The sequence below is a fragment of the bacterium genome (assembly GCA_040755795.1).
GTDB lineage: Bacteria > UBA9089 > CG2-30-40-21 > CG2-30-40-21 > SBAY01 > JBFLXS01.
In genome coordinates this window covers 1-5,282 of sequence record JBFLXS010000283.1, presented here as the reverse complement: position 1 = coordinate 5,282, position 5,282 = coordinate 1, and the positions used below count along the sequence as shown (strand labels likewise).

Here is a 5,282-nt window from a genome sequence, read left to right as displayed (position 1 = left end):
AAATGATAAAATATAACAAAGTAAAGTTTGGAGGTGAACAGATGCTGCATAATACAATTAAAGTTTATATTGAAAAGGGTGAAAAGTACTGGGTTGCTCAATGTATAGAGATTGATGTAGTAACCCAGGGCAAGACAGTAGAAGAAACAATTAAAAATTTAAAGGAGGCGGTTAGTCTCCATTTGGAAGGAGAGGATTTGAGTGAATACAACCTTTCGCCTAATCCCTCTTTGCTTATAACTATGGAGGATGAGTATGCGACGGCAAGATAGACTTCCTGTGGTTTCGGGAGAACAGGTAATCAAAGCATTAGAAAAATTTGAATATAAACTAATTCACCAAAAGGGAAGCCATGTTAAAATGAGAAAGTTTTATGAAAACCAAAAACATACATTGACTATTCCTAAACATTAAGAAATTAGATAAAGGTATCCTTTCTGCAATCATTAACAAGGTAGGTTTATATATTGATAAAGACAAATTTCTGGAGATGTTGAAAAAATGAATCCCGCAAGACCTAACTGTGATATGAAAGGTTTAAGGGGATATAAAAAAGATGCCTAAATGGAATGAAGAAAATCATATCTTTGGTAGTTTTGGAGATGGGGTTTTTAAGCCAGGGGGTAAGAGCAACGGATATATTTATGTCCCGGCAGACTATGAGACAATCCAAAAATTAAACTTCCTTTCAAATTTTGATGTTTCGCTTAAGTTTAAAGAAGGGAATTTGGAGATAAAATGAAAATAAAAGGGATTATAATTAGCCTGATTTTAATCTGTGGGGCGGTTTCGCATACCTTTGCGGCAGATATTGTTATTGATGATAAGGATTCAGCGTTTGAAAGGCACGGCTCATACTGGTGGGAAAAATCTGTGGGATATAATGGGCATACGTGGTGGACTTATGCTGATGACACACCAAACCCAGTTTGTTGGGGAAGGTGGAACTTAACTATAAGTGATGCAGGAAATTATGAAGTTTTTGCCTTTATCCCAAGAGACGGAGCTACTTCTCAAAAAGCAAAATATGAGATTAAACACAATGGAAAGTCTGATTATGTTACTATAAATCAAAAGCCCTATTCTGATGTATGGGTAAGCCTCGGGAAGTACGATTTTGTCGCAGGTAGTAATCAATATGTAAGATTAAATGATAACACAGGAGAGGATTACCAATCTCTTAAACGAATGCTGGGGTATGATGCGGTAAAACTTGTAAAAGTTACACCCCCTTCCATAATCACAGCCAGAATTGACAGCTACTCTCCAAGTAGCAAGATAGAGGTAGAAGCGGGGAAACCCTTCCCAATAACTGTCAATTTTACCAGTACAGGAGATACCGCTGCTTATTTTTGGGGTGGAGTAACTATCTGGGATTCAAATGGGAATCCAGTATTTGATAGCTTTGGTCAGAAAACATATCTTAACAAAGGCCAACAGGGAAGTAATAGCTGGACACCCACTCTAAACATCCTTGGTGAGTATTGGATACAATTTGGCGTATGGAATGAGGCAAAAACCCAGCTATTGGATAAAAAGCCAAGACCTTCCCAGAACCTGATAAAGGTTATACAATCTGCCACAATTGCAGCCAGAATTGACAATTACTCTCCAAGCATTAAAATAGAGGTAGAAGCAGGGAAATCCTTCCCAATAAGTGTCAATTTTACCAATACAGGAGATACTGCTGCTTATTTTTGGGGTGGAGTAACTATCTGGAATTCAAATGGGAATCCAGTATTTGATAGCTTTGGTCAGAAAACATATCTTAACAAAGGCCAACAGGGAAGTAATAGCTGGACACCCACTCTAAACATCCTTGGTGAGTATTGGATACAATTTGGCGTATGGAATGAGGCAAAAACCCAGCTATTGGATAAAAAGCCAAGACCTTCCCAGAACCTGATAAAGGTTATACAATCTGCCACAATTGCAGCCAGAATTGACAATTACTCTCCAAGCATTAAAATAGAGGTAGAAGCAGGGAAATCCTTCCCAATAAGTGTCAATTTTACCAATACAGGAGATACTGCTGCTTATTTTTGGGGTGGAGTAACTATCTGGAATTCAAATGGGGATGCAGTATTTGATAGCTTTGGTCAGAAAACATATCTTAACAAAGGCCAACAGGGAAGTAATAGCTGGAAACCCACTCTAAACACCCCTGGTGAGTATTGGATACAATTTGGCGTATGGAATGAGGCAAAAACCCAGCTATTGGATAAAGAGCCAGTCCCTTCCAAGAACTTGATAAAGGTTATTTCAGGACAGCCCAACCAACCTCCTGTGGCGAATGCTGGACCTGACCAGACAGTAGAAATTAATACCCTAGTAACACTGGATGGTTCGCAAAGCTATGATCCTGAACATTATACATTAACCTATAAATGGACACAGACCGCAGGACCAACGGTTTCATTATCTAACCCAAATGCGATGAAACCAACATTTACTCCAACTGTAGCAGGTACTTATATCTTCAAGTTGGTGGTAAATGACGGCAAAGTGGACAGTGAGCCAGATTATGTGGGTATTACTGCTATAGACGTTTCGAGGCTAAGAGAGAATATTAACAGGAGGCTACATCAATCGACTATCTATCCATCCGATCTTTTAGATCCAAATTCTTTTTTGGACGCGGTTAATACGGTGTGGTTGGATTTCACCGATTGGGTAACACGAATAGACCTAACGGGCAAATACTATGAGTCCTATTTTACAGGAATTGAGTATGATAATTTGAGTTTTAACGCTCTGATAAAAGCACGTAATTTTTTGAACAGTGGGTACCTTGCGAATGCAGAAAAATATTTACAAAAATCTTATACTTACGAAACACTATCAAATATGAATTTTACAGCAGCAATTGAGGTTTTCTCTAACAATTTAGGTGCTGCGGAGACATTGGCTCAAGGAATAAAAGATGGCTGTCAAACGTCAGTAACATTTGGATTAAAGTTTGTTAATCCTACAGCTGCTCAATTTGCTGATGGTATTTATGATGCAATAGATTTTGGCCTTGACTATTACCTTGGCAATAGGAAAAAAGCTGTCAAAGATTTTGTAGCAAAGCAGGCGATTAAAACGATATTTAACGAAGTTAAATTTAAAGAATTGGGTGGGAAGACAATTGAAGAATGGACTCAAAACCGTACAGGAAAATATCTGTTCCCAACTTTAAGCAAACTCACTAAAAACGAAGAGTGGAAATGGGCTCTCTCTAAGGTCATAAAGGAAGGTGTATCGGACATTACAGAAACAGAGTTGGTAAATGTCGTCACTTCTATTACTAATGAGGCAGCAAAAATGATTGATTCTTTAGAAACAAAGCTAAAAAGCCCTGGTGAGCTTCGTGTTTACGACTCTCTAGGAAGAATCATAGGGTTAGTAAATGGAAGAGTAAAAAACGAAATTTCAAGATGTGTATATGACAAAGGAACAGTTCTAATCTTCTTCCACTCAGATACCTACCGCTACGAAGTAGCAGGCACAGATACAGGAACTTACGGACTTGAGGTAGCTTCTGTTAAAGAAGGGACTGCTTCTGTTTTTACTGCCACCAACATCCCAACTTTACCTAATGCCATCCATCAATATAGTGTTGATTGGAACGTCCTTTCTCAAAGCAGTGCAGGAGCTACCTTGCAAATAGATGCAAATGGGGATGGATTATTTGAGCAAGGAACAACTACTGGTAATGAGTTTACACAAGAAAAGTTTAACTCTTTGCCGCCCCCTCAAGTAGGTAGTATTACTATTGTCTCAGAACCATCAGGGGCTGAGATATATATTGATAGTGTCAAGATGGCTCAAATTACCCCGGCAAATTTAACTTACATCCCTGCGGGAATTCACAATATCAACTTAAGTTTGAGGGGATATAATAAATGGTCTGGTGAAGCTACTATAATGGCAAATGAAAAAACCGAACTTAATGTGAGACTTATTTCTTCTACCCTTGATACTATTCGCCTCTACCCCAATCCCTACAAGCCCTATGATGGAGATTCTGACAATGGGATTTCTTATGATGGTTCGCCAAATTCGGGGATTGTCTTTGATAACCTTACCCAGGATGCAACAATCAGAATATTCAATCTCGCAGGAGAATTGGTGAGGGAAGAAAATGCATCGGGTAGGTGGCAGTGGGATGCAAAAAATTCATCTGGCAAAGAGGTTGCTTCAGGGGTTTATATCTATCTTATAACCGACCCGGCGGGAAATAAAGCATCGGGTAAATTTACAATTATAAGGTGATTAAGATGAAAAGGTTAAATTTTATTTTTGTTCTAACTTTTATTCTACTTTTTGGACCATCAATGGCTTATTCTATTGATGAAAATGCAGGAACATCTGTCTTTCCATTTTTAAAGCTTTTTGGCTCTACAAAAACAAAGGCAATGGGTGGTGTATGTGCAGGATTGAGCGATGGTATGTATGGCAATCCCGCAACCCTTGCAATCCAGGATAAAAAAATTACCTTTATGCATTACCGATGGATTGAGGATGTAAACTTTAATTCTATTGATTTTACCCTGCCCTTAGAGGGAAAAGGCATCGGAGCAAGCCTTAATCTGATTGAGACAGGGAAACAAAAAAGAACAACCTACTCAAACCCCGGTGGGATTGGTGAGTTTGAAACAGATGGCATAGTTGGATGTATAGGCTATGCAAGAAAAATAAATGAGAGAATTCCCCTTGGCTTATCCATAAAATACATTAGCCAGAAACTGGACGATAAGAAAGGAGATGGCTATGGATTGGATGTTGGCGGATTGTATGACTTAGATAGAATAAAATTTGGCTTCCTTATTCAAAACATTGGGTTTTCTAAGGTAAAATTCATCGAAAAGGAAGAAAGGCTACCTTTAACTACCAAACTTGGTGTAGCTTATATAAAGGATAAAGGAACAATTGCCTTTGATTTAGCAAAGCCAAATGATAATTCTTATAAGTTTTATCTGGGTGGAGAATATTATATTTCTTGTCTATCTTTAAGAATAGGCTATAATTCAGCAATTGATGAAGGAAATGGCATAACGGGTGGCTTTGGTCTTTCCCTTCCAGGAATGACACTTGATGGTTCTTATTCACCAACAGGAAGGTTTGGGGAAACCTTTTGTTTTTCTCTTTCATTAAGGTAAAATTTACTTTTTTACTAAACTTTTGCGTTTTTTGCTAACACTTTGTATTTCAATCTCTTGTGTAAATAAGGGGAAACGGGAAAGGGGGGAAAAGGAAAAAGAAGTATTTTTCTCTAAGTATAAGAAATATAGTTAGTT

The 5,282-nt window shown here is 38.0% G+C and carries 5 protein-coding genes; all 5 read left to right on the top strand.

Translation table 11 applies throughout. The features are described from left to right. Positions 1 to 41 precede the first annotated feature (41 nt). Positions 42 to 272 (top strand): type II toxin-antitoxin system HicB family antitoxin, encoded by a 231-nt coding sequence (locus tag AB1414_14820; protein MEW6608694.1) that lies wholly within the window; start codon positions 42 to 44, stop codon positions 270 to 272. Next, positions 256 to 414, top strand: a complete 159-nt coding sequence (locus AB1414_14815; GenBank protein ID MEW6608693.1) for a type II toxin-antitoxin system HicA family toxin — start codon at positions 256 to 258, stop codon at positions 412 to 414. Before AB1414_14820 ends, AB1414_14815 begins: the two co-directional genes overlap by 17 nt. A gap of 142 nt (positions 415 to 556) precedes the next feature. Further along, on the top strand, positions 557 to 742 hold the full coding sequence (locus AB1414_14810; protein ID MEW6608692.1) for a hypothetical protein: 186 nt from the start codon (positions 557 to 559) through the stop codon (positions 740 to 742). Beyond that, positions 739 to 4,257, top strand: a complete 3,519-nt coding sequence (locus AB1414_14805; protein ID MEW6608691.1) for a PEGA domain-containing protein — start codon at positions 739 to 741, stop codon at positions 4,255 to 4,257. Before AB1414_14810 ends, AB1414_14805 begins: the two co-directional genes overlap by 4 nt. 5 nt (positions 4,258 to 4,262) lie before the next feature. Continuing rightward, positions 4,263 to 5,144: a PorV/PorQ family protein gene (locus tag AB1414_14800; GenBank protein ID MEW6608690.1), complete on the top strand. Its 882-nt coding sequence runs from the start codon at positions 4,263 to 4,265 to the stop codon at positions 5,142 to 5,144. Positions 5,145 to 5,282 lie beyond the last annotated feature (138 nt).

Bases quoted from the DNA above. Each gene is read 5' to 3' on its own strand.
- AB1414_14820 (MEW6608694.1), top strand. From the start codon at position 42: ATGCTGCATAATACAATTAAAGTTTATATTGAAAAGGGTGAAAAGTAC.
- AB1414_14815 (MEW6608693.1), top strand. From the start codon at position 256: ATGCGACGGCAAGATAGACTTCCTGTGGTTTCGGGAGAACAGGTAATC.
- AB1414_14810 (MEW6608692.1), top strand. From the start codon at position 557: ATGCCTAAATGGAATGAAGAAAATCATATCTTTGGTAGTTTTGGAGAT.
- AB1414_14805 (MEW6608691.1), top strand. From the start codon at position 739: ATGAAAATAAAAGGGATTATAATTAGCCTGATTTTAATCTGTGGGGCG.
- AB1414_14800 (MEW6608690.1), top strand. From the start codon at position 4,263: ATGAAAAGGTTAAATTTTATTTTTGTTCTAACTTTTATTCTACTTTTT.